At 72.8% G+C, this 23,130-nt stretch carries 24 protein-coding genes; 13 read left to right on the top strand and 11 right to left on the bottom strand.

Annotated features, from left to right (window positions below; translation table 11 throughout):
* Positions 1-35: 35 nt before the first annotated feature.
* The 3 genes from BLS43_RS03150 to BLS43_RS03140 are packed head-to-tail and all read left to right on the top strand — an operon-like array spanning position 36 to position 3,133.
* On the top strand, positions 36-2,387 hold the full coding sequence (locus BLS43_RS03150; protein WP_093076442.1) for a molybdopterin cofactor-binding domain-containing protein: 2,352 nt from the start codon (positions 36-38) through the stop codon (positions 2,385-2,387).
* A 3-nt stretch (positions 2,388-2,390) separates the two neighbouring features.
* Positions 2,391-2,861, top strand: a complete 471-nt coding sequence (locus tag BLS43_RS03145; RefSeq protein ID WP_093076439.1) for a (2Fe-2S)-binding protein — start codon at positions 2,391-2,393, stop codon at positions 2,859-2,861.
* A gap of 2 nt (positions 2,862-2,863) precedes the next feature.
* On the top strand, positions 2,864-3,133 hold the full coding sequence (locus tag BLS43_RS03140; protein ID WP_093076436.1) for a hypothetical protein: 270 nt from the start codon (positions 2,864-2,866) through the stop codon (positions 3,131-3,133).
* Positions 3,134-3,201: 68 nt separating this feature from the next.
* Here BLS43_RS03140 and BLS43_RS03135 read toward each other — a convergent pair whose 3' ends face one another.
* Positions 3,202-3,852: a cache domain-containing protein gene (locus tag BLS43_RS03135; RefSeq protein ID WP_093076434.1), complete on the bottom strand. Its 651-nt coding sequence runs from the start codon at positions 3,850-3,852 to the stop codon at positions 3,202-3,204.
* An 86-nt stretch (positions 3,853-3,938) separates the two neighbouring features.
* Complete coding sequence (locus BLS43_RS03130) at positions 3,939-4,736, bottom strand: FadR/GntR family transcriptional regulator (protein ID WP_237196306.1); 798 nt, start codon at positions 4,734-4,736, stop codon at positions 3,939-3,941.
* 143 nt (positions 4,737-4,879) lie between these two features.
* On the opposite strand from BLS43_RS03130, the gene BLS43_RS03125 reads away from it, so the two are divergent.
* The 5 genes from BLS43_RS03125 to BLS43_RS03105 are packed head-to-tail and all read left to right on the top strand — an operon-like array spanning position 4,880 to position 10,632.
* Complete coding sequence (locus BLS43_RS03125) at positions 4,880-6,268, top strand: (Fe-S)-binding protein (RefSeq protein WP_218129693.1); 1,389 nt, start codon at positions 4,880-4,882, stop codon at positions 6,266-6,268.
* On the top strand, positions 6,265-7,848 hold the full coding sequence (locus tag BLS43_RS03120) for an FAD-binding oxidoreductase (RefSeq protein ID WP_093077377.1): 1,584 nt from the start codon (positions 6,265-6,267) through the stop codon (positions 7,846-7,848). Before BLS43_RS03125 ends, BLS43_RS03120 begins: the two co-directional genes overlap by 4 nt.
* Positions 7,845-8,099, top strand: coding sequence for a hypothetical protein (locus BLS43_RS03115; RefSeq protein WP_093076428.1), 255 nt, complete (start codon positions 7,845-7,847; stop codon positions 8,097-8,099). Before BLS43_RS03120 ends, BLS43_RS03115 begins: the two co-directional genes overlap by 4 nt.
* Positions 8,096-9,142, top strand: coding sequence for an LLM class flavin-dependent oxidoreductase (locus tag BLS43_RS03110; protein ID WP_093076425.1), 1,047 nt, complete (start codon positions 8,096-8,098; stop codon positions 9,140-9,142). Before BLS43_RS03115 ends, BLS43_RS03110 begins: the two co-directional genes overlap by 4 nt.
* 59 nt (positions 9,143-9,201) lie before the next feature.
* Positions 9,202-10,632, top strand: a complete 1,431-nt coding sequence (locus BLS43_RS03105) for an aminobutyraldehyde dehydrogenase (RefSeq protein WP_093076422.1) — start codon at positions 9,202-9,204, stop codon at positions 10,630-10,632.
* A gap of 19 nt (positions 10,633-10,651) precedes the next feature.
* Here BLS43_RS03105 and BLS43_RS03100 read toward each other — a convergent pair whose 3' ends face one another.
* From BLS43_RS03100 to BLS43_RS03080, 5 genes are all read right to left on the bottom strand, one after another.
* Positions 10,652-11,845 carry a S8 family peptidase gene (locus BLS43_RS03100; protein WP_245707268.1) on the bottom strand — a complete coding sequence of 398 codons (1,194 nt, stop codon included), beginning with the start codon at positions 11,843-11,845 and terminating at the stop codon, positions 10,652-10,654.
* Positions 11,846-11,955: 110 nt separating this feature from the next.
* Positions 11,956-13,041: a sulfate/molybdate ABC transporter ATP-binding protein gene (locus tag BLS43_RS03095; protein WP_176921146.1), complete on the bottom strand. Its 1,086-nt coding sequence runs from the start codon at positions 13,039-13,041 to the stop codon at positions 11,956-11,958.
* The gene (locus BLS43_RS03090; RefSeq protein WP_093077369.1) at positions 13,038-13,811 is read right to left on the bottom strand and encodes an ABC transporter permease; all 774 of its coding nucleotides are present in this window, start codon (positions 13,809-13,811) and stop codon (positions 13,038-13,040) included. Before BLS43_RS03090 ends, BLS43_RS03095 begins: the two co-directional genes overlap by 4 nt.
* Positions 13,812-13,864: 53 nt before the next feature.
* Positions 13,865-14,632 (bottom strand): molybdate ABC transporter substrate-binding protein, encoded by a 768-nt coding sequence (gene modA / locus BLS43_RS03085; protein ID WP_093076419.1) that lies wholly within the window; start codon positions 14,630-14,632, stop codon positions 13,865-13,867.
* Entirely contained in the window at positions 14,629-15,033 is a 405-nt protein-coding gene (locus BLS43_RS03080) for a TOBE domain-containing protein (protein ID WP_093076416.1), read from the bottom strand. The genes modA and BLS43_RS03080 overlap by 4 nt, the downstream gene beginning before the upstream one ends.
* 97 nt (positions 15,034-15,130) lie before the next feature.
* On the opposite strand from BLS43_RS03080, the gene BLS43_RS03075 reads away from it, so the two are divergent.
* The 3 genes from BLS43_RS03075 to BLS43_RS03065 all read left to right on the top strand — a co-directional run bounded on the left by BLS43_RS03075 (position 15,131) and on the right by BLS43_RS03065 (position 17,824).
* A complete protein-coding gene (locus tag BLS43_RS03075) occupies positions 15,131-16,333 on the top strand; it encodes an acyl-CoA dehydrogenase family protein (RefSeq protein ID WP_093077366.1) in 1,203 nt (400 codons plus the stop codon).
* A gap of 128 nt (positions 16,334-16,461) precedes the next feature.
* Positions 16,462-17,547 carry a GTP 3',8-cyclase MoaA gene (gene moaA / locus BLS43_RS03070; RefSeq protein WP_245707267.1) on the top strand — a complete coding sequence of 362 codons (1,086 nt, stop codon included), beginning with the start codon at positions 16,462-16,464 and terminating at the stop codon, positions 17,545-17,547.
* Between the two features lie 7 nt (positions 17,548-17,554).
* Positions 17,555-17,824: a MoaD/ThiS family protein gene (locus BLS43_RS03065; RefSeq protein WP_093076414.1), complete on the top strand. Its 270-nt coding sequence runs from the start codon at positions 17,555-17,557 to the stop codon at positions 17,822-17,824.
* Positions 17,825-17,827: 3 nt separating this feature from the next.
* Here the strand turns inward: BLS43_RS03065 and BLS43_RS03060 are convergent, their stop codons facing one another.
* From BLS43_RS03060 to BLS43_RS03050, 3 genes are all read right to left on the bottom strand, one after another.
* The gene (locus BLS43_RS03060) at positions 17,828-18,283 is read right to left on the bottom strand and encodes a hypothetical protein (protein ID WP_093076411.1); all 456 of its coding nucleotides are present in this window, start codon (positions 18,281-18,283) and stop codon (positions 17,828-17,830) included.
* A gap of 129 nt (positions 18,284-18,412) precedes the next feature.
* Positions 18,413-19,408, bottom strand: a complete 996-nt coding sequence (locus tag BLS43_RS03055; protein ID WP_093076408.1) for a P1 family peptidase — start codon at positions 19,406-19,408, stop codon at positions 18,413-18,415.
* A gap of 34 nt (positions 19,409-19,442) precedes the next feature.
* The gene (locus tag BLS43_RS03050; RefSeq protein WP_093076405.1) at positions 19,443-19,874 is read right to left on the bottom strand and encodes a hypothetical protein; all 432 of its coding nucleotides are present in this window, start codon (positions 19,872-19,874) and stop codon (positions 19,443-19,445) included.
* A gap of 102 nt (positions 19,875-19,976) precedes the next feature.
* Here BLS43_RS03050 and BLS43_RS03045 point away from each other — a divergent pair, with 102 nt between their 5' ends.
* Positions 19,977-20,663: a response regulator transcription factor gene (locus BLS43_RS03045; RefSeq protein ID WP_093076402.1), complete on the top strand. Its 687-nt coding sequence runs from the start codon at positions 19,977-19,979 to the stop codon at positions 20,661-20,663.
* Positions 20,656-21,897 (top strand): HAMP domain-containing sensor histidine kinase, encoded by a 1,242-nt coding sequence (locus BLS43_RS03040; protein ID WP_093076399.1) that lies wholly within the window; start codon positions 20,656-20,658, stop codon positions 21,895-21,897. The genes BLS43_RS03045 and BLS43_RS03040 overlap by 8 nt, the downstream gene beginning before the upstream one ends.
* Positions 21,898-21,939: 42 nt before the next feature.
* Here BLS43_RS03040 and BLS43_RS03035 read toward each other — a convergent pair whose 3' ends face one another.
* Positions 21,940-23,037, bottom strand: coding sequence for a VanZ family protein (locus BLS43_RS03035; protein WP_176921145.1), 1,098 nt, complete (start codon positions 23,035-23,037; stop codon positions 21,940-21,942).
* Between the last annotated feature and the right edge of the window lie 93 nt (positions 23,038-23,130).

Here is a 23,130-nt window from a genome sequence, read left to right as displayed (position 1 = left end):
GACCCCGGGATCGTCCCCGACGAAGAGGACCCCGAATGGCCCAGCATCGCGTCGCGCCCCCGCCCAAGAGAGAGGGCCTCCGCGCCCCGGTCGGTCGGCGCAAGTTCCTCGGCTACCTGGTCGCGGCCCCGACGCTCGTCGTGGCCGCCGAGCTGACCCGCCAGGAGATCTTCGGCGGTCCGAGCGCCACGGCCGCCCCGATCACGTCCGCGCCGCAGCCCCCCGAGGCCTACGACCTCCTCGACCTGCTGCGGGACGCCTCGCGCCCCACGGCGAACCTGATCCGGGTCGAGGTGAACCGCGACGGCACCGTGTCCTTCGCGCTCCCCCGGTCCGACAACGGTCAGGGCATCATCACCTCGACGCAGATGATCATCGCGGAGGAGATGGGCCTCGACGTCGACCAGGTGCAGGTCACCCTGGCCGACGCCCGCCCCGAACTGCTGTTCAACCAGATCACCGGCGGGTCGAGCACCACCTTCACCACCTACACCCCGATCCGGGTCGCGGCGGCGCTGGCCCAGATGCGCCTGCTCGACGCGGCCGCGCAGATCCTCAACCAGGACGTGCGCACGCTGACCGCGCGCAAGGGCCTGATCACCGACACCCTCGGCAACGCCCTGCCGATCGGGGACCTGACCGAGCCCGCCTCGAGCGCGGTCGACCAGGCCGTCGACGTCGTCCTGAAGCCCCGCGAGGACTTCACGATCATCGGCAAGCCGCAGACGAAGACCGACGCCCGGGACATCGTCACCGGGCGCAAGTCCTTCGTGAACGACCTGAAGATCCCCGACGCCCTGCCGACCGTGATCTGCCGGGCGCCCGACCTCAACGGCACCCCGGACGACGTCGAGAACCTCAAGCAGGTCCGCGCGATGCCCGGCATCACCGACGTGGAGGTCGTGTCCACCGGCGTCGCGGTCCGGGCGCAGACCTTCGGCCAGGCCATCGACGGCGTCCGCGCCCTGCAGGTGTCCTGGAACGACGGCACGGTGCACGGCGAGAGCGACGAGACCATCCTCGCCAAGCTCAAGGCCGCGGAGCTGCCGCTGGTCGTGCCGGCGGGCGCGGTCGAGACCGTCGAGGGCTCGTTCACCTTCTACTTCAAGAGCAACAGCTCGCTCGAGCCCAACTCCGCCATCGCGGACGTGCGCAGCGACAGCGCCACGATCTGGGGCCCGATGAAGAACCCGGTCACCGCGCAGGCGGCGATCGCGAAGAAGCTGGGCCTGCCGCAGAACGCGGTCACCGTGCACGTCGTCCAGGGCGGCGGGTCCTTCGGCCGCAAGCTCTTCTTCGACGCCGCGCTCGAGGCCGCCGAGGTCTCCCAGGCGATGGGCAAGCCCGTCAAGCTGATGTGGACCCGCGCGGACGACTCGCGCCAGGGCCGGGTCCACGGCATGTGCACCTCCCGGGTGCGGGCCACGGTCACCAAGGACTCGGTGCTGTCCTTCGAGCAGCGCCACACCAGCGTCTCCACCGACTTCACCCACGGCCTCGGTGACGCCATCACCGCGGCGGGCGCGAAGGCCCCGGGCGGCAACCTCACGTTCGCCGAGTCGATCTTCGAGCTCACCCAGGCGAACCCGTACAACTTCGGGGTGTCCACCCGCATGCTCAACGAGGTGGACATGCGCTTCAACACCTCGTCGATGCGCAACGTCTACTCCCCGGACGTCACCACCGCGCGCGAGGTCGTCACCGACCAGCTCGCGAACAAGATGGGCCGCGACGCCTACGAGTTCCGCCGCGAGTTCGCCCGCAGCGACCGCATCCGCGGGGTGCTCGACGCCGTGGCGAAGCAGGGCCGCTGGGGCCGGTCGATGAAGAACGGCACCGCGCAGGGCCTGGGCATCCACCACGAGTACAAGGGCGTCACCGCGGCGCTGGTGGAGATCGACTGCCGCCCCGAGACGGTGAACCGGAAGATCCGCGAGGGCGTCACCGGCCCGCGCGTCACCAAGGTGACCTTCGCGATCGACGCCGGCCTGGTGATCAACCCCAAGGGCATCGAGGCCCAGATGATGGGCGGGATCAACGACGCCATCGCGTTGATCCTCACCTCCAGCCTGCACCTCACCGACGGGCACTTCGTCGAGGCCAGCTGGGACAACTACTTCTACACGCGGCAGTGGAACACCCCGCCGGAGCTGAACATCATCATCGTCGAGCCGGACGACCAGGCCGACGAGCCCGGCGGCGCCGGGGAGGCCGCGGTGGCCGCGACCTGCGGCGCGATCGCGAACGCGTACGCCAAGGCCGTCGGCAAGGTCCCGACGTACTTCCCGATCAACCACCTCGACCCGTTCCCGTTCGAGCCGAAGCCGCTCGTGCCCCCGATCCCCGAGTCGCCGGTCGACGGCCTGCGCTACACCTACGGAGGCTGACCCATGCCTACGCGCACCCTGCACCTCAACGGCGAGAAGGTCACGGTCGAGGCCGAGGACGACGTCCGCCTGCTCTGGGTGATCCGGGACCTGCTCGGCGTCACCGGCCCGAAGTACGGCTGCGGCATCAACGTCTGCAAGGCGTGCACCAGCCACATCAACGGCCAGGCCTTCAACCCGTGCTCCGTGCCGGTCTCCGACATCAAGGAGTCCGACGAGATCACCACGATCGAGGGCCTGGCCGACGGCGACAAGCTCCACCCCATGCAGCAGGCCTGGATCGACATGGACGTCGCCCAGTGCGGCTTCTGCCAGCCGGGCCAGATCATGGCCGCCGTCGCCAAGGTGGAGCAGTGCCGCAAGGAGGGCCGCGACGTCGACGACGCGGCCATCGAGGAGATCCGCAACATCTGCCGTTGCGGCACCTACAACCGGATCCGCGAGGCCATCAAGGCCGGCGCGGAGGAGATGTGACCATGAGGACCATCATCTGCGGCGCCGCCCTCGGCATGGCCGCCATCCCGTTCGTCGCCGGCACCGCCCTGGCGGCCGAGGACACCCAGCCGCCGACGCAGGGCGCGACCGCCACCCTGGCGACCGCCGAGCAGCTCGTCGCGCAGTTCATGGACGCGAGCAACGGCAACGGCCCCAGCGGTGCCGACGGCGTCGAGACCGAGTTCCCGACCCCCGACCCGCGCTTCGTCGAGGGCCCCGTGGGTGGCCTGCTCAACGGCCCCCTCGACTAGCGGCTCCGCCGCCCGTGCGTGGTAAGTGGTGCCAGAGCACCACTTACCACGCACGACCGTGTCTCCCGTCAGGTGACGACGACGCGCCAGTCCGGCTCGTCGAGGGCGCGACAGGGTGCGTCGGTCAGGACGGCCCGGTCGCCCACCAGCCAGCGCGGGCTCGTCGAGAGGACCACGCGGTCCTCGACGTTCACCACCACGACGTCCGCGGCGAGGTCCCCCAGCTCGCGCAGCACCAGCGTCTCGAAGCGCGCGACCGGCACGTCCGCGCCCGCGACCCCCACGAACCGCCCGTCCGCCAGCACCGGCAGGGTCAGGGTGAGTAGATAGCGGTCGGTGCCGTGGACGTCCACATAGGGCCCGACGACGTGGCGGCGCCCGGTCCGGCGGGGCACCGTGAACCACTCGGCGGCCGCGTAGTCGTAGAACCCCACGCTCGCCGGGTTGAGGTCCACCTCCAGCATCACCGGCGCGGCCTCGGTGTCCGCCTGCCACCACTCCATCCGCAGTGGACGGTCGACGAGCAGCCCCGGCGCCACGATCACCCCCATCCCGACGGCGACGGACCGCTCCCGCACCAACCGTGCGATCAGCGCCTCCCGCACCGCCGTGACGTCCGAGTCGCACATCCGCCCACCGGCCGCGCGGTAGCCGGCCACCAGGTCGTCCCGCACCGCGGCGACGGACCGGAACACCCGCTCCACGACGCGCTCGATCACCGCGGCCGCCTGGTCCGCCGCGGAGTCCGGTCGTGAGCGGCGATGGTCGCCATGGCGACCATCGCCGCTCACGGGGTCGGGGGCGCTCACGAGCCCGCCGCCTCGGGGTAGCTGCCGGTGTGGTCCGCGCGGCGGTGCCCCTGCCGGGTCAGGCGGACGTGGGCCTCGATCAGCCCGGACGTGACGGCGGCGATCTGCTCCTCGGTGCGGGCGCGGGCCGCGGCACCGTCTCGGGCCGCGATCGCGTCGACCACCCGCCGGTGCCCCGCCAGGGCCAGGTCCAGCTCGGCGCGGGTGCGCTCGGTGCCCCACAGCAGCTGGCCGAGCTCGAACTGCAGCTCGATCTCCTCGCGGGTCAGCCGCACGGACTGGGCCGCGGCGGCGACGTCGATGAACCAGCGGCCCTCGATCCGGCGCTGCTCGGTGCCGCCCTCGGCGCTCGCGAGCCGGTCGAGCGTCTCCCGCAGCCGCGCGATCTCCGAGTCCGACGCCCGCTCGGCGGCCAGCCGGGCGGCGGCCCCGGAGACGGCGGCGCGGACGTCGCCCAGCTCGCGCAGGTCGGTGCTGCCCAGCTCGCGCAGCCTGCCGCGGGACAGCTCGGTGAGGGCCTCCTGGGAGGCGACGACGAAGCTGCCGCCGCCGCGCCCGCGCCGGGTGGCGACGAGCCCGCGCGCCCGCAGGTCGCTGAGCGCGTCCCGCAGGGTCACGGTGGAGACGTTCAGCGAGGCCGCGAGCTGCAGCTCCGACGGCAGCTGCTCGCCGTCGACGATGATCCCGAGCGCGATCGCGCTGCCCAGCCGCCGGACGACGGTCTCGCTGCGCATCGCCCCGTCGTCCAGGGGCGCGAAGACGGCGCGCCGAGCGTCGCCCGCGGGGAGCCGCACGCACACCTCCTGCAGAGCACAGCGGGGCATTACATCGGTGTTGAGAGTCTGTCACGCCCGCCCCCGAGGGTAGGCACAGAACCTTGAGATGTGATTTCATAGCTTTTCCGCCGGAGTGACCACCACCACACCACGGAGGCTGCGTGACCCAGCTCGAACCCGACATTGCGCCCGATGCGCTACAGAAGCCCTTCACCCCGGGCGATCCGGGGAACGATCCGGCGCTCGAGCACTACCCCGAGACGGTCGCCGGGCCCGTGCCGCTGGAGCTCACCGACCGGCGCACGGCCGAGTTCGTCGAGGAGTGGCGCAACGCCTCGTACAACTGCTACTCGTCCGGCCACAAGTTCTGCCGCGAGGTCTGCCCGGTCATGCAGGTGACCCGCAACGAGTCGTGGACCCCGACCGCCTTCCACGCGAACGTCGTCGCGATGGAGCGCGGCGAGCTCGAGGTCGCCGACATCGCCGCGGACTACGTCAACTGCACCCAGTGCGGCGCGTGCGAGCTGCGCTGTCCGAACACCCTGTTCACCGGTGACTTCTACCGGTTCCGCACCCGCACCGTGGACGTCGTCAAGGCGGTCCGGGCGCTCGCCGTCGAGTCCGGGGTGCACCAGGAGCAGTGGAGGACGTGGAACGAGCGCACCAACGACAAGACCCACGAGCCGGTCCTCGGCGAGACCGAGATCAGCCAGGAGAACGTCCGCAACTGGGCCGAGGGCCTCGACATCCCCATCGGCGGGGACACCATCCTCTTCGTCGACTGCGAGGCCGCGTTCTACCGCACGGCCGTCCCCCGCGCCGTCGCGCAGATCCTGCAGAAGGCCGGGTACGAGTTCGGCCTGATGGGCGAGCAGTGGTGTTGCGGCGGCCCGGCGGCCGAGATGGGCTACGTGGACCAGGCCAAGCGCTTCGCGCGGCACAACCTCGACAACTGGCGTGCCACCGGCACGAAGCGGGTCCTCGTGCTGGACCCGCACGACTACATCAGCTTCACCGAGGACTACCCGAAGTACTTCGGCGCGGAGTTCGACATCGAGGTCGTGCTCGTGGTCGAGGTGCTCGCCGACCTCGTCGCCCAGGGGAGGCTCACGCCGACCGAGTCGGTCGAGAAGACGATCACCTACCACGATCCCTGCAGGCTCAACAAGCGCAAGGGCATCTGGGAGGCACCCCGCACCGTGCTGCGGTCGATCCCCGGTCTGACCTTCCACGACGTCGACCGGGTCACCCAGTGGTCCTACTGCTCCGGTGGGGGCGGGGGGTTGCCGGTGGAGAAGCCGGAGCTCACCGCGGCCATCTCCGACAAGCGCCTCGGGCACGCCGCCGAGCTGGGCGTGGACACCCTCGTCAGCGCCTGCCCCTGGTCCGAGCGGCCGCTGTCGGAGGCCGGGGACCGACGCGACATCGACGTCGTCGACATCCACGAGATCTTCGCCGAGTCGCTGGGGATCACGGTGGGCGGCAGCCGCGGCGACGTGGGCGACAGGCGGTGTGGCGGCGGCGGTTGCGGTGGGGGTGGGTGCGGATGACCGGGGAGACGGAGCTCGCGACGCCGACCGTCAGCACGCTGGAGCACCCGCCCACCGACCTGATCGACCGCGTGGTCGAGCGCCTCCACGGGGTGCTGCGCCCCGACCAGATCCTCACGGGCAAGACCGACCGCTACAACCGCGCCCGCGTCCCCGCGCCGTTCCCGGTGCACCGCTGGCGCGAGCGGGTCCCGGACCTCGCGGTGCTCCCGGAGAGCACCGAGGAGGTCGCGGCGGTGGTGCGGATCGCGAACGAGCTGAAGTGCCCCGTCGTGCCGCGGGACGGCGGCACCGGGCTCACCGACGGGGCGGTTCCGCTGCGCGGCGGGATCGTCGTGGACGTCAAGCGGATGAACCGGATCCACGAGCTGGACCTGGAGAACCGCACGGTCACCGTGGGCACGGGCATCAACATGCTCAAGCTCAACGAGGTGCTCGGCAGGCACGGGCTGATCTACCCCGACGACCCGGCGAGCTACCCGTGTTCGCTGGTCGGCGGCCGGATCGGCACGTCGGGCTGGTCGCTGATCGGCGCGCGCTACGGCCACACCCGCGACCTGGTGCTGAGCTTCGACTTCGTGCTGCCGACCGGGGAGATCCTGCACGTCGGGGACGGGATCGGGCGCAAGATCTCCAAGTCGTCCTCCGGCTACCAGCTCAAGCACCTGTTCATGGGGCACCAGGGCACGCTCGGCATCGCCACCAAGGCCACGCTGAAGCTCTACCCCAAGCCCGAGGCCGAGCTGTCCCCCTTCTGGGCCTTCGACGACTACGACGCCGCCTACCGCTTCACCGGCGCCCTCGCCCGGGCCGGCGTCGCCACGTTCGCGGGCGCCGTGCTGTTCGACGAGTGGAAGGTCGCCTACCTGCGCCGCGACGACGAGGCGTACATCCCCCAGCCCGCGGACGTCCGGGCGCTGACCTGCGCGGTGCTCTACGGCTGGGAGGACGAGGTCCGGGTCGGCGGGAAGCGGCTGTTCCGGATCGCGAAGGAGCACGGCGCGCGCTATCTCGGGGACGAGATCTCCGAGGGCGACTGGGCCGCCCGGCACGACCGCTACGCCACCCCGCTGCACGGACGCACCAAGTCCGGGCAGGTCGTCCCGATGTCCTGGCACTGCGAGGACGCGGCGGTCAACTACACCGACGTCCCCGCCGTCACGAAGGCCTGGCACGAGATCGTCGCCGACCTGCGCCGGAGGACGGACGTGTTCGACGACTGGGGCATGTTCGCCTACACCTCCGCCGACACCGGGGTGGACTACCTGACCGAGATCGACGTCGGGATCTGGGAGCAGCGCCTGGACGACGCCGCCTGGGCGATGTGGGTACAGGCCAAGCGGGACATCGCCGCGGCGGCCCTGGCGCACGGCGGCTCGATCTCCGCCTGCCACGGCTCCTGCCGGGAGGGCGAGGTCGATCTCGTGCCGCGCGAGCTGGGCCGCGGGTTCGACGTGATGCTCGGGGTCAAACGGATGCTGGACCCCAACAACATCATGAACCCCGGCAAGTACCTGCTGGACTTCGCCTACCAGGGGGACGTCTCCGCCCAGCTCGACGAGCTGAGGGGGATCCGATGAGTTATCGCTACTCCGACGAGAACACTCCGCCTCCCGCGCGCAAGGCGTCCGAGGTCGCGCAGACGACCTTCGAGCACGTCTACGAGGTGGACCCCCGCCTGATGCAGACCCATGTGCTGCAACAGGTCTTCCCCAACTGGGACACGTTGCGGATCATGCACGCCCGCCACGACCACCTCGAGTGGATGCACCACCACTTCGCCCACACGACGATCAGCGGTTCCGAACTGATGGGAGACACCACCACATGAAGTTCAGCTACGTCATGCTGCCCGACTACCCCCTCGCCGACTCGCTCAAGTCCATCCAGCTCGCGGACGAGCTCGGCTACCACGCCGTGTACGCCGCGGACGAGACCTGGCACAAGGACCTCTGGCTGCTGTTCGCCGCGGCCGCGGACAAGACCTCGCGGATCATGATGGGACCGTCGGTGTCCGCCGTCGTGCTCCGCGAGCCGTCGCTGATCGCCCAGGCCACCGCCACGCTCGACGAGCTCACCGGCGGCCGCGCCGAGGTCGTCCTGTCGTCGGGCAACTTCGGCCTGCTCGCCCAGTACGGCATGGACTGGAGCACCCAGAAGCCGCTGTCCCGGGTGAAGGAGGGCATCGGCGTCATCCGCACGCTGCTCGACGAGGGCGCGATCACCCACGAGGGCGAGTTCTTCACGTACAAGGGCCTGTTCACCTTCGCCCGCCCGGTCGCCGACCGGGTGCCGGTGAAGATGGGCGCGATGGCGGGCCCGAAGTCCTTCCAGGTGGCCGGTGAGTTCTCCGACGGCTGTCACCACGCGCTGGGCTACACCACCGAGGCGTACCGGTACATGTACGACAACATGAGGATCGGCGCCGAGCGCGCGGGCAAGAACGTCGACGACCTGGACATCGGCGCGTGGTGCGTCGTCGCCGTCTCGGACGACTCGGCCAAGGCCAAGGAGGCGGCCAAGTCGATGGTCGGGCTCTACGCCTCGTCCATGCCGCCGTCCCTGCTGGAGCGCAACGGCGTCTCGCCGGACGACATGAAGCCGATCCTGGACCTCTTCGTCGCGGGCGACCTGGCGGGCTCGATCGACGCCACCCCGGACTGGTTGGCGGACAAGCTCTCCGTCGCGGGCACCCCGGAGGAGGTCGTCGCGAAGATCGAGGCGATGAGGGCGGGCGGCGCCAACCACATGATCTGCGCGATCACGGACGCCCACCTGGTGAAGACCTTCATGGGCCGCGAGGTGGAGGGCTTGCCCACCGTGGACGAGCAGCTCACCCTGATCGCCGAGAAGGTCATGCCCGCGTTCCAGTAGCCCCGTGCGTGGCGATGGTCGCCAGAGCAACCATTGCCGCTCACGACCCCGGAGGAGCAATGCAGACGTTCCAGAACATCGTCGACGGCAAGCCGGTGGCCGCGGCGGACGGGGCGACGATGGACGTCGTCGACCCGTCGACCGGCGAGGTCTACGCGACCGCCCCGCGTTCCGGCGCGGCGGACGTCGATGCCGCCTACGCGGCCGCGAAGCGCGCCTACGACGAGGGCTGGGGCGCGATCACCCCGTCCGAGCGGCAGGCCGCGCTGCTCAAGATCGCCGACGCCGTCGAGGCGAACGCCGACGAGCTCGTCGAGCTGGAACACCGGGACACCGGCAAGCCGCGGGCCCTGACCCACTCCGAGGAGATCGCGGTCATGGCCGACCAGTTCCGGTTCTTCGCCGGGGCGGCGCGCACGCTCGAGGGGCGGGCGGGTGCGGAGTACATGGCCGGGCACACCTCGTTCGTGCGGCGGGAACCGCTCGGCGTCGTCGGCACGATCACGCCGTGGAACTACCCGATGATGATGGCCACCTGGAAGATCGGGCCCGCGCTGGCGGCCGGGAACACCATGGTCATTAAGCCGTCGGACACCACGCCGGCCACCACGTCGCGCATGGGCGAGCTGTTCGCGGAGTTCCTCCCGCCCGGCGTGCTCAACGTCGTGTGCGGCGACCGCGAGACCGGCGCCCTGGTCGCGGGGCACACCACCCCGGCGCTGGTCGCGATCACGGGCTCCACCCGGGCGGGCAAGGCGGTCGCCGCGGCCGCCGCCCCGAACGTCACGCGGGTGCACCTGGAGCTGGGCGGGAACGCGCCGGTGATCGTGTTCGAGGACGCGGACGTCGCGGCGAACGCCGAGGACATCGCCATCGCCGGGTTCTTCAACGCGGGCCAGGACTGCACCGCCGCGACCCGGGTGCTGGCGCACTCGTCGATCGCGGCGCCGCTGGCGGAGGCGATCGCCGAGGTGGCGCGCGGGGTGCGGTTCTCCCGGGACGAGGACTCCGGTGACGATCTGTTCATCCCCCCGCTGAACAACGCCGCGCAGTTCGAGAAGGTGTCCGGCCTGGTCGCCCGGGCCCCGGCCCACGCGACCGTGCACGTGGGCGGGGCGCCGGCCGAGGGCGGCGGGTTCTTCTACCCCGCCACCGTGATCAGCGGTCTGCGCCAGGACGACGAGCTGGTCCGGGAGGAGATCTTCGGGCCGGTGATCACCGTCCAGAGCTTCGACGACGAGGCCGAGGCGCTGCGGCTGGCCAACGACACCGACTACGGCCTCTCGTCGTCCGTCTGGACCGCGGACCACTCCCGGTCGATCCGGATGAGCAACGGCCTGGACTTCGGCTGCGTGTGGATCAACTGCCACATCCCGCTGGTGGCGGAGATGCCCCACGGCGGCTTCAAGCAGTCCGGCTACGGCAAGGACCTGAGCGGCTACTCCGTGGAGGACTACACGAGGGTCAAGCACGTGATGAGCAAGTACTGATGCGGTGTGGAGCACTGCGCTAGAGGCCGCCGGTGTTCAGGAGCAGGTTCGGGGTTCCGCCGGTGCTCCCGCCCTGGATCTTGCCCGGGGTGGCGTTGTCGATCATCCACTGCTTGATCTGCGTGCTCGGGGCGTCGCCGCGCGCCTGCTTGTACAGGGCCGCGACGCCCGCCGCGAAGGGGGCGGCCATCGACGTGCCGGTGTAGGAGGCCGTCCGGCCGCCGGGCACGGGGGCGACGATGCTCGTCCCCGGCGCGTACAGGCTCACGCACGACCCCGTGCTCGACGACGGGTTGCGGGCGTCGTCGCGGGTCGAGTTGGCCACGACCACCACCCCGGACGAGGCGGCGGCCCGGGGCGCCACCCGGCAGTCGTCCTGCCCGCTGTTGCCCGCGGAGGCGGCGACGAAGACGTTGTCGTTCACCAGCTGCGTCACAGCGGAGAGCAGGGCGTCCGAGGGGCCGTAGCTCCACGACATCACCGCGACCGCGGGCCCGCCGGTGTGGTTGTTCAGCACCCAGTCCAGGCCGCCGAGCAGCGAGGACAGCGTGCCGGAACCGTTGCAGTCCAGCACCTTCACCGCACGGACCTGGGCCTGCTTGGCCACGCCGTAGTCGGTGGAGGCGGCGATCCCGCCGACGACGGTGCCGTGGCCGTCGCAGTCGTCGTTCTCGTCGTCGATCGTGTTGGTGCCCCAGCTCGCACGCCCGCCGAACTCCGGGTGCGTGACGTCCACGCCGGTGTCCACCACGTAGACGGTGACGCCCTGCCCCGTGGCGTTCGTGGTGTAGCTGCCGTCGAGCGGGAGGTCGCGCTGGTCGATGCGGTCCAGGCCCCAGTTCGGCGGGTTCTGCTGGGTGCCCTCGGTCATGCCCAACGGCTGGAGCGCGTGGGGGAGGCTGCGCGGCCCGATCGGGTCGATGCGGCGGTCCTGCTCGATCCCGAGGATGCCCGGCATGCCCTGGATGCGCGCGAACTGCTCGGCGGTGAGTCGGGCGGCGAACCCGGTGATCGCCTTCGTGAACTGCGCCGTGGGCGTGACGCCCGCGAGGCCTGCCGCCTGGTTCGCCTGCGCGGCCGACTGGGCCAGCACCACGTAGTCGCCCGCGATCGCCACCACCGGCGCGCTCGCCGAGGCGGCCGCCGTGCTCGTGAGGGTGAGCAGGGCCGCGGCGAGCGCCACGCAGGCGGTCCGAAGTACGCGGGGGATCACGGAAAGCGACGGTACGGCCCGCGTCCGCCCAAACACAGGTACACGATAGTGGCTCGGGTGACGTGTGTGACCGATGAGGTGACATTGCGTGGCGGAGGTTTCGCCACCCGTCAGGCCGGGTGGACCTGCACCTCGGTCGCCTTCACCGCGAACCACAGGTCCGCGCCGGGCTCCACCGCCAGGTCCGCCACGGCCGCGGGGGTGACGTCCGCGGCGAGCCCGTCGAGCCAGTCCGGCCCGCCGGGGCGCGGCGCCGCCCGCAGCCGCACGACGTCCCCGCGCGGCTCGATCGAGGCGAGCCGCACGGGCAGCACGTTGCGCGGGCTGCCCGTCGGCTCCTCGACGTGGACGGCCACCGCGGACGGCGGGAAGACCGCGACGGCCGACCCGCCCTCGTCGACGGACTCCGCCATCCCGGCCACCATCCGGTCCCCCGCGTGCAGCATCCCCGCACGCCAGGTCCCCGGGATCAGGTCGAGGCCCGCGATCCGGGCGGTGAAGGCGCTGCGCGGACGCCCGAGCACCTCCCGCGTCGGCCCCTGCTCGACGACCCGCCCCCGACCCAGGACGACGACCCGATCGGCCAGGACCAGGGCGTCCAGTGCGGAGTGGGTGACCAGCACGGCGGTCTGCTTGCCCTCCCGGATCATCCGCCGCAGCAGGGCCCGCATGGCGGGCGCGGCGTCGATGTCCAGGGCGGCCAGCGGCTCGTCCAGCAGCAGCAGCTCGGGATCGGGCGCGATCGCGCGGGCCAGTGCGACCCGCTGCTGCTGCCCCCCGGACAGCTGGGCGGGTCTGCGGTCCGCGAGCCCCGGCACGTCCGGCAGGACGTCCGCCAGGAGGGCCCGCGCCCGGTCCTCCGCCTCCCGCCGGGGCACCCCGTGGGCTCGCGGCCCGAACGCGACGTTCGCCGCCGCCGTCATGTGCGGGAAGAGCAGCGCCTGCTGGGCGAGCAGCCCGACCCCCCGCCGGTGCGGCGGGACGAACACCCCGGCCTCGACGTCGGTGACCGTCCGGCCGCCCACCCGCACGTGCCCGGCGTCCGGGCGCAGCAGCCCGGAGAGCACGCCGAGCAGCGTGGACTTGCCCGCGCCGTTCGGCCCGAGGACGGCCAGCACCTCCCCCGGCTCGGCCGCCACCGCGACCTCGAGCGAGAAGCTCCCCCGGTCCAGCCGGACGGCGAGATCGAGACTCACGAGAGCCCCTCCAGCTGTCGCGGCCTGCCCACGATGATCACGATCACGGCCACGACGACGAGCAGCAGGGACAGCGCGACGGCCCCGTCGACGTCGACCTCCCGTTCCTGGTACACGAGCAGCGGCAGGGTCCGCGTGGTGCCCTGCAGGCTGCCCGCGAAGGCGATCGTGGCGCCGAACTCGCCCATGCACCGGGCGAAGGCCAGCACCGCGCCGGACATCAGGCCGGGCAGCACCAGCGGGATCGTGATCCGGCGGAAGGCCAGCGCGGGCGAGGCCCCGAGGGTGGCCGCCACGGACTCGTAGCGGCGCCCGGCGGTGCGCAGGGCCCCCTCCAGGGACACCACCAGGAACGGCATCGCCACGAAGGTCTGGGCGAGCACCACCGCGGCGGTGGTGAAGGGGATCGTGAGGCCGAACCAGAGGTCGAGCTGTCGCCCCACCAGCCCGGTGCGCCCCAGCAGGAACAGCAGCGCGAGCCCCCCGACGACCGGCGGCAGCACCAGCGGCAGCAACACGATCGACCGCACCGTGCGCAGCCCCGGCATGGCCGAGCGCGCCAGCACCACGGCCAGCGGGCCGCCGAGCAGGATGCACAGGCCGGTCGAGATCGCGGCCGTCTCCAGGGACAGCCGCAGGGCGCTCAGCGCGGCGTCGGAGAGCAGCAGCTCGGGCATCCGTGCCCAGGCCGCGCGCTGGAACAGCCCGAGCACGGGCAGCACGATCAGCAGGAACGCGAGTCCGGCGGGGATCCAGACGAACCAGGGCAGCCCGACCGTCGCCTCGTGGCGGCGGTCGGGCCTGCGGGTGCGGGTCGGGGTGCTCAGGGCCGGCCGAACCCCTGGGCGCCCAGTATGTTCGCGCCGTCCTGGCCCTCGACCAGCGCGACCCACTTCTGGGCCAGCTCGGCCTGCGGCGCGTTCTTGACGACGGCGATCGGGTAGTTGGTCTTCGCCGCGGAGGACTCCGGGAAGCTCACGCCCTGCACCTGCCCCTTCGAGGCGTTGACGTCGGTGACGTAGACCAGCCCGGCGTCCGCGTTGCCGGTGGAGACCTTGGCCAGCACGGACTTCACGTCCGGCTCCTCGGACACCGCGGGGATGTCGACGCCCGTGGACTGCTCGATCTTGGCGGTGGCCGCGCCGCACGGTACCTGGGGCGCGCACACCACCGTCTTCAGGTCGGGCTTGGCCAGGTCCGCGAATGCGGCGACGCCCTTGGGGTTGCCCGGCGCCGTCGCGATCTGCAGGACGTTGGTCGCGAAGATCGTCGGCGCGGCGGCGGTGAGCTGCGCGTCGGTGACCGTCTTCATCGTCGAGTCGCTGGCGGCCGCGAACACGTCCGCGGGCGCGCCGTTGACGATCTGCTGGGCCAGGTCGGACGAGCCGCCGTAGCTCAGCACCACGTCGACGCCCGGGTTCTGCTGCTCGAAGGTCTGCTCGAGGGCGTTGAACGACTCGGTGAGCGAGGCGGCGGCGAACACGGTCAGCGTGCGCGACTCGGCGGGCTGCTCGGTGCTCGCGGACTGCGACGGCGAGCTGCAGGCGGCGAGGGCGACGAGGGCCACTCCCGCGATGAGCAGGCGCTTCATGGACTTCCTCCGGGGATCTCCACCACGACGTTCGTGGACTTGATGACGGCCACGGCGAGCGATCCGGGCTCCAGACCCAGGTCGCGGACCGCCTCGCTGCTCATCAGCGACACGATCCGGTGCGGGCCGCACTGCATCTCGACCTGGGCCATGACCCGGTCGGTGACGACGCCGGTCACGAGACCGACGAGCCGGTTGCGCGCCGAGCGGGCGACACCCGAGGGGTCCGCGGGCGCGTGCGAGGTGTCGCGGGCGAACTCCGCCAGCACGGCGCCGTCGATCACCTTGCGGTGCGCGGCGTCCGTCCCCGCGGGCAGGGTGCCCGCCTCGACCCAGCGACGCACGGTGTCGTCGCTGACCCCGAGCAGGCGGGCAGCCTCGGCGATCCGGAATTGCGGCACGGACGGGATCCTATGTCCGCGTCTGAGAATCCCGCCAGGCCGATATCACACCGAGACCGACTGTTTTGATGCATGTGCATTGTGCTCTCATGTGCGCGTGGACTTCGAACCCAGCGCCGTGGCCGCCGACTACACCAAGCGCATGCGCGCGTTCGTCGACGAGGAGGTGCTCCCCGCCGAGGCCGGGTACGAGGCCTGGCGGGCGGAGCGCCGGGGCACCCCGCAGGAGTGGGACCTGCCCCCGGTCGTCGAGGAGCTGAAGACCAAGGCCCGCGAGCGGGGCCTGTGGAACCTGTTCCTGCCCTCGCTGTCAGGGCTGTCGAACCTCGAGTACGCGGCCGTCGCCGAGGTGTCCGGCTGGTCGCCCGTCATCGCCCCGGAGGCGATCAACTGCCAGGCGCCGGACACCGGGAACATGGAGACGCTGCACCTGTTCGGCACCCCCGAGCAGAAGCAGCAGTGGCTCGACCCGCTGCTGGAGGGCGAGATCCGCTCCGCCTTCGCGATGACCGAGCCCCAGGTGGCCTCCTCGGACGCCACGAACGTCGAGACCCGGATCGAGCGGGTCGGCGACGAGTACGTGATCAACGGACGCAAGTGGTGGATCTCCGGCGCCGCGGACACGCGCTGCCAGATCTTCATCGTCATGGGCAAGACCGACCCCGACGCGGCCAAGCACCGCCAGCAGTCGATGGTCCTGGTCCCCCGCGACACCCCGGGCCTGGAGATCATCCGACACCTGCCGACCTTCGGCTACCAGGACCAGCACGGGCACTCCGAGCTGCGCCTGACCGACGTCCGAGTCCCGGTGGCGAACCTGCTCGGCGAGGAGGGCGGCGGCTTCGCCGTCTCCCAGGCCCGCCTCGGCCCCGGCCGCATCCACCACTGCATGCGGCTCATCGGGATGGCCGAGCGCGCCGTCGACCTGATGGTGAAGCGGGCGCAGGAGCGGGTGGCGTTCGGCAAGCCCCTCGCCGAGCAGGGCGTCGTGCGCGAGCAGATCGCCCTGTCCCGCATGGAGATCGAGCAGGCCCGTCTGCTCGTGCTCAAGACCGCCTGGCTGATCGACAAGTACACGGCCAAGGGCGCGGCCAGCGAGATCGCCTCGATCAAGGTCGTGGTGCCGCGGATGGCCTGCACGGTGATCGACCGGGCCATGCAGGTCCACGGCGGCGCCGCGATGAGCGACGACACCCCGCTGGCCTACTTCTACACGTGGGCGCGGGCCCTGCGCTTCGCCGACGGACCAGACGAGGTGCACATCCGTTCGGTCGCCCGCCAGGAACTCGGCAGGCACTAGCCTTCCGGGCAGGGTGCGAGCCCCGCGCCTGCGCCCCGCCCGGGAGTTCCGCTCCGCATCTGCGGAGCCTTCTGACCTGCTGTTTCCCGCGCTGGCTGAAGATCCGCAGGGGCGGTTACCCTCGTGGCGTGACGGCATCGAACACGATCTCGCTGGGGCTCCCGACCCTGCGGACCGCACCCGCCACCGACCCGTCACGCCCTGGCCCACCGCGTCCGGCGGAGTCACGCCTCGTGGACTCGTTCGGTCGGGTCGCGACGGACCTGCGGATCTCGCTGACGGACCGCTGCAACCTGCGCTGCACCTACTGCATGCCCGCCGAGGGCCTGGACTGGATGCCGCGGGACGAGCAGCTGACCGACGCCGAGCTGATGCGGCTGGTCACGATCGCCGTGCGGGACCTCGGCGTGCACGAGCTGCGCTTCACCGGTGGTGAGCCGCTGCTGCGCAAGGGACTCGAGGACCTCGTCGCCGCGTCGGCCGCCCTGGAGCCGCGCCCGGACATCTCGTTGACCACCAACGGGATCGGGCTCGCCCGCCGGGCGGAGGCGCTGGCCGCCGCCGGGGTGGACCGGCTGAACGTCTCGATGGACACCCTGCGCCCCGAGCGTTTCGCCACCATCACCCGCCGGGACCGCCTGCAGGACGTGCTCGACGGGCTGGCCGCCGCCCGCGCCGCCGGGCTGCACCCCGTCAAGATCAACAGTGTGCTGCTGCGCGGCCAGAACGACGACGAGGCCTGCGACCTGCTGGCCTTCGCCGTCGAGCACGGCTACGAGCTGCGGTTCATCGAGCAGATGCCGCTGGACGCCCAGCACGGCTGGGAGCGCAGCGAGATGATCACCGCGGGCGAGATCATGGAGAAGCTCTCCGCCCGATTCACCCTGACCCCGGACGGCGAGGAGCGCGGCGGTGCGCCCGCCGAGCGGTTCCTGGTCGACGGCGGACCCGCCCGGGTCGGCGTCATCGCCTCGGTGACCCGGCCCTTCTGCGGTGCCTGCGACCGCACCCGGCTCACCGCGGACGGCCAGGTCCGCTCCTGCCTGTTCGCCCGCACGGAGACCGACCTGCGCGCCCTGCTCCGCGGCGGGGCCACCGACGCCGAGATCGCCGACACCTGGCGGATCGCCATGTGGGGCAAGCTCGCCGGGCACGGCATCGACGATCCGGGCTTCCTGCAGCCGGACCGACCCATGAGCGCCATCGGAGGATGATGTCGCGGTGACCACCACAGCCCTGCGCACCGTCCAGGTCCGCTACTTCGCCGCGGCCAAGTCCGCCGCGGGTCGAGACGCCGAGGCCGTCGAGCTCCCGGTCGGCGCGGGCGTCGAGGCACTCGCCACCCTGCTGGGCGAGCGCCACGGCCCCGAGTTCACCCGCGTCGTCGCCCGCTGCTCCTACCTGGTCGACGAGGTCGCCGTGCGCGACCACACCAAGCCCCTGCCGGACAACGCGGTCGTCGACGTCCTCCCCCCGTTCGCGGGCGGCTGATCGTTACCTGCGGTCCACAGGTGCCGATTCCGGCACCTGTGGACCGCAGACGGTGATCATGCCGCTCCGGCCATGGCGGTCTGGATCTCCCGCAGCACGCGGTGCGGCTCCTGCGTGAGGTCGGGCCGGGAACGCGCAGTCGAGCTCCCAGTCCTGGAACGGGAAGGCGGTCACCCATCCGCGGAGTCCCGCCTGGCGGAGCAGGCCGAGCAGGATCCGCTCGGACTTCGCGCGCGTGCCGTCCGCCGCGGCCGCCAGGAGCCGCCCGACCTCGGCGGACCCGTGTCGCCCGAGCATCCGCGAGTGTGCGGACACGAGCTGGGGGAACCGCACGTGCCGCTGCAGGGCACGGTCGAGGAAGGCGGCGCCGTCCGGCAGGAGCACCGCCGTGTCCAGGACGGTCCGCGCCCGGGCGGTGACGGTGAGGTGGCGCACCTCGGCCCGGTCGGCGGCCGGCATCCCGTGCCACCAGGCCGCGCTGGGCCCGGAGACGACACCCGCGGGACCACCCCACAGCCGGGCCGCCCAGGTCCGCGCCTCGGCATCCAGCCGGTGGCCCGCGACCAGTCCCTGGACCGCCGCGGGTGATCACCCCACGAGGTCGCGGAACGCGGGCCAGTGACCGGCCGGGGTGGTGACGGTCTCCGCCGCGAGCATGCCGTGCGCGACCGCCCGGCTCACCACCGTGGCCGCGGCGCTGTGGATCGCGAAGAGCTCCTCACCACTCGGCGCGGGACGCTCGCCGGTGGCCAGGGCGAAGATCGTGTCGCCGTCCATCAGGGTGTGCACCGGGTCGATCGCGCGGGCGTAGCCGTCGTGGGCCACGGTGGCGAGCCTGCCGCAGCCCGCCTTGTCCAGGGTCGCGTCCGTGGCCACCACCGCGAGCGAGGTCGCAGTGCCGGGCCGCGGGGCGCCGCGACGGACCAGCGCCTCCTGCACCGCCGCGGGCGAGGCGGTGACCTGTGGGAACTCGTCGGGGAAGCCGTGTCGGGCACCGTGCAGCTCACCCGTGGCGGGGTCCACCGCGGACCCCACGGCGTTGACGACGACGAGGGCGGCGACCGTCGTCCCGTCCGGCAGGACGGCGCTGGCGGTGCCCACCCCGCCCTTGAGCCCGCCCGCCGCCGCGCCGACACCCGCCCCGACGACGCCCTGCGCGACCGCCCCGGCCTGCGCGGCGTCGTAGGCGGCGGCACCGGTCTCGGCGGTGGGCCGGGCCCCGAAGTCGCCGCCACGGCCGAGGTCGAACAGCACGGCGGCGGGCACGATCGGCACCGGGCCGCCGGGCACGGCGAAGCCCTCGCCCGCCGCCTCGAGCCGGAGCATCACGCCGTCCGCGGCCGCGAGGCCGTAGGCGCTGCCGCCGCTGAGCACGATCGCGTGCACCCGGTCCACGGTCGTCCCCGGCCGCAGCAGGTCGGTCTCCCGGGTGCCCGGCGCCGCACCGCGCACGTCCACACCGGCCGCCGCGCCACCCGGCGGGCAGACGACCACGGTCGTCCCGGAGAGCCCACCCGTCAGGGCGGCGTGCCCCACCCGCAGGCCGGCGACGTCGGTCAGGGCGTTCTGGGTTCCGGGGCGCACCAGCGCAGTCTCCCCCGGCGGCCGCGCGCGGTGCTCAGTCGGTCTCCACCCGCACCTGCGCGACCGGGCGCGCCCCGTCGCAGTGCAGGTCCACGCGGACCTCGAGATCGTCGTCCGTGGTCGACTCGAAGCTCACCCGCGGCCCGGAGTCCTCCTGCTCGTTCTTCGCCTCCCAGCCCTGCGCGGGGCTGATCGACACGATCTGCGGGCCGGGGCAGGCGACCACCACGGAGCCGCCGGGCGCGGCCGGGAGCACGACCGCGGCGGTCGGGGCGGGCCCGGCGGCGGACACCGGCGCGGGGGCGGGGGCCGCGGAGAGCCGGGCGTCGACCTCCGCGGCGCTCAGCGGCCGCGGGCCCGCCGACGTGATCCCGCTGCCCACCCCGCCCACGGCCCACAGGCCGGCGAGCACGGCGGCGACGGCGACGGCCGCCCAGAGGGCGACGAGACCTGCGGATCGGAGCACGGCCCCAGTCTGTCCCCCGACCGGTTAACGCCCGGCTAAGGCGCTCCTATCGGGGCGTGCACCCCCGCCGGTGGCCCCGCCCCGTGGCCTACGGTCTGCGCTGTGGCCCAGGTACTTCTGGTGGAGGACGACCCGGCGATCCGGACCGCGCTGATGCGCGGGCTGACCGAGCGGGGGCACGCCGTCGACTCCGCCGCCGCGGGCATGCCCGGTCTGCAGGCCGCCGTCGCGAACGCCCCCGACATCGTCGTGCTGGACCTCGGGCTGCCGGACGTCGACGGCACCGTCGTGCTGCGGATGCTGCGGGGGGCGAGCCGGGTGCCGGTGATCGTCGCGACCGCGCGGGACGACGAACAGGAGATCGTCGCCGTGCTCGACGCGGGCGCGGACGACTACCTCGTCAAGCCCTTCGGTGCCGCGCAGCTCGACGCCCGGATCCGCGCCGTGCTGCGCCGCGGCGACACCGTGCGCGGGGGCGACGAGACCGTGGTCGTCGGCGGGCTGCGGGTGGACCCCCGCGGTCGCCGCGCCGCCCTCGACGGCCGCGAGCTCGACCTCACCCCGCGCGAGTTCGACCTGCTCCACCACCTCGCCGCCCGTGCGGGGGAGGTCGTCAGCAAGCGGGAGCTGCTCACCGAGGTCTGGCAGCTCCCCTACGGCGGCGCGGACAAGACCGTCGACGTCCACCTGTCGTGGCTGCGCCGCAAGCTCGGCGAGACCGCCCAGGAGCCGCGCTACCTCCACTCGGTGCGCGGGGTCGGGGTGCGGGTGTCGGCGCCCGATGCGTAGACGGGTCCTGCTCCTCGTCGCGGCGATCGCGGCGCTGCTGCTGCTGGCGTTCCTGGTCCCGCTGGCGGTGCTGGTGCGGACGGTCGCGGAGGACCGCGCCGTGGCGACGGCGACCGCGGAGGCCCAGTCCCTCGTCCCGCTGGTCGCGACGAGCGACCGGGAGTCCCTCCGGCTCGCCGTCGAGCAGGTGGACGGGGTCGCCGTGTTCCTGCCGGACGGCACCGTGCTCGGCACCGCGGACCGCACCCCCCTGGTCGAGCTGGGCACGCGCGGGGTGAGCGCGTCCGCCGACGTCCCCGGCGGGCGCGAGATCGTCACCGCGGTGCGGGACCGCACCGGCGCGGGCGGGGCGGTGCGCGCGTTCGTGCCGGACGCGGAGCTGACCCGCGGGGTCGCCCACTCCTGGCTGATCCTGGCCGGGCTCGGGGTCGCGCTGCTGGTGGTCGGGCTGGTGCTCGGCGACCGGCTGGCGCGGTCGTTCGTGCGCGGCGCGACCGACCTGGCCCAGGTGTCGGACCGGCTCGCGCGCGGCGACCTGGCGGCCCGCGCCGACCCGGCGGCCCCGGGCGAGCTGGGGTCGGTCGCCCGCGCCCTCAACGGTCTCGCCGAACGGATCAGCGAGCTCCTGCGCGAGGAACGGGAGTCGGTCGCGGACGTCGCGCACCGGGTGCGGACGCCGCTGACCGCCCTGAAACTGGAGGCGGAGTCGCTGCGCGACCCCGCCGAGGCGGGCCGGATCGAGGCGGCGGTCGAGGGTGTGGAGCGGGCGGTGACCGGCGCGATCGCGCAGGCCCGGCAACGGGGCACCGACACCGGGCACGCGGACGCCGCCGTGGTCGTCGGCGAGCGGGTGGCGTTCTGGGCGGTGCTCGCCGAGGACACCGACCGGGCGGTCACCGTGGACCTCGCGCCCGGACCGCTGCCGGTGGCGTTGGGCCGCACGGACCTCGCGGCGCTCGTCGACGCGTTGTTGGGCAACGTCTTCGCCCACACCCCCGACGGCACCGCGTTCGCGGTGCGGCTGCGCGCGACCGGGTCCGGGGCCGAGCTGGAGGTCGCCGACGCGGGCCCCGGCCTGCCCGACACCGCGGTCCTGCGTCGGGGCGTCAGCGGCGCGGGCTCGACCGGCCTGGGATTGGACATCGTGCGCCGCAGCGCCGAACGCTCCGGCGGCGCGCTCCACCTGGAACACCGCGGAGGCCTGCGCGCGGTCGTCACCCTGGGCGCCCCCTGATGCATTGTGGAGCCATAATGGCCGCTCAGGGGCCCGCAAACGTCAGTTGTGGCTCCACAATGCCGCGGAGGGGGCGGGGACTCGGCGGTCCAACATCACCGTCGCCGTCAGGACGCCCGCGATGCCTCGGCGCTCCGCGATCACGAACAGCCCGACGAGGCTCACGAGCCCCCAGAGCGAGGCGAGCCCCGCCGCGCCCGCGCCCTCCAGCAGCAGGTATCCGCCGACGCCCAGGACGCTGCGGGCGAGCAACCTCGCCCGGGAGGGGACGCCGCCGTCGGGCAACGCGGGCCGCAGCAGCACCGCCCGCTGCCCGACGGTGCCACCACGGCCCAGCATCGGCACCACGACGAACAGCACCACCAGCGGCACCCAGGTGCCCAGCACCGGGTCGAGCGCGACGACCCACTCGGCCCGTTCGGAGCCGCCGGTGAGCAGGAGGATCGCGTGCAGGCTCGCGACCAGGAAGGCGCCGGTCAGCCAGGCGCCCAGGATGTCGCAGAGGATCCCGAGCAGGCGCCGCGGGATCGTCACCGGCCGCGGGGCGCCCGGCTCCGCGGTCAGGCGCTGGCCGGGGACGATCCGCAGCAGCGGCGCGGCGAGCGCGCCGAGGAACGCGCCGGCGGTGTTGGCGATCAGGTCGTCGACGTCGAAGAGTCGGTACGGGCAGGGGTAGAGGAACCAGTTCCCGGTCAGCTGGGTGCACTCGATCAACGTCGAGACCGCGGCCCCGACGAGCGTCGTGACGAGCACGGACCGCCCGCCCAGGTGGCGCAGCAACATGCCCAGCGGCACGAACAGCGCCACGTTCATCAGCACCTGCAGCAGCGCGGGGTTCCGCAGCGGGTTCGCGACGTCGAAGGCCGCCATGTCGTCGATCCACGCGAAGGGCCGCGTCTGGGCCCCGGCCCGCGCGATCCGGCTGTCGCAGAAGCCCTCGCCCACCTCCGGGAACGGCAACAGGGTGTAGGCGACCAGCGCCAGGGCGTAGACGAGCGAGGCCCCCGCCAGCAGCGCGCGGCCCCACCCCACCTGTCCGCGCCTGCGGTAGCTCGCCGCCACGAAGGGCACGAAGACCACGAGGGCGAGGGCGGCGCCGCCGATCACGGCGATCAGGGCGGGCATGAGCGGATCGGACACGATCTTCATCGTGCCTGTTCAGGGGTATCGGCCGCGTCCCCCCACGGAATGATCCGGGGCTTAGCCGGCCGTTAGGAGCGCGACAGCGCGGGC

Origin of the sequence: Pseudonocardia oroxyli (assembly GCF_900102195.1) — a bacterium.
GTDB lineage: Bacteria > Actinomycetota > Actinomycetes > Mycobacteriales > Pseudonocardiaceae > Pseudonocardia > Pseudonocardia oroxyli.
This window is presented reverse-complemented; position numbering and strand designations above follow the sequence as displayed.